1 protein-coding gene is annotated in these 727 nt (G+C 46.4%); it reads right to left on the bottom strand.

The genetic code is table 11. The features are described 5' to 3' along the window. Positions 1–181 precede the first annotated feature (181 nt). The coding region (locus R7Q09_RS25465) for an MFS transporter (RefSeq protein WP_411913120.1) at positions 182–727 on the bottom strand (546 nt) is incomplete at its 5' end.

Here is a 727-nt window from a genome sequence, read left to right as displayed (position 1 = left end):
TTTCACTTGCTGGGCCTAGCGTAGCCACAATTTTGGTTTTACACATTTGTCACCTCAATCGACACTTAAAAAGGAAAATAGAAATAGGGGGGGATTTTCTATCAATCTCGTAAGCACTCTTTGCAAAAGAACTTAAGACATTGGGGGAGTAAGCGGGAGTTGCCTCCCGCTTTAGTCAGGATTAGTGACTAGGGCGAGCTTCTAGCTCTTTTTCTTCAACTGGGTCGATATCAACCACTTTCTTCGCATTCCAAACTGTTAGAGCAAGAAGTAGAGAAATCACACCAGCAGCCAGCCAGAAATATTGCGCTTGAGAGAAGTCGTATTTAGTTACGCCATCAACTTCTGTGATTTTGATTAGAGAAGCTGACGCTAACTCTTGACCAGAAGCGGCGATGTAAGAGAACAGACCGATGAAGCCTTTCACTGCGCCAACAGCGTTCTTAGGCATCAAGTCACAAGCAGTTAGACCTGCAAGGAACACAACCAGACCACCGATAGCGAAACCGATCATACCTAGTGCTACTGCGTCAACGATGCGGTTATCTGGGCCGAAGAACATCAAGCACATGCCACCGATGTTCGCCAATCCGTAAAGTAGAGTCGGGATATGGCGGTTAGAGTTGAACACCTTGTCAGAGATGATGCCTGATAGGATTGCACCTGCTAGACCCGCAATAGGGTATGTAGACATTGCGAAGCCAGCGTCAATCAGTGAGTAACCTTT

The organism is Vibrio sp. 2130-1 (assembly GCF_033339515.1).
The sequence above is the reverse complement of the archived record's forward strand: the minus strand, read 5'-3'. Positions and strand labels throughout refer to the sequence as shown.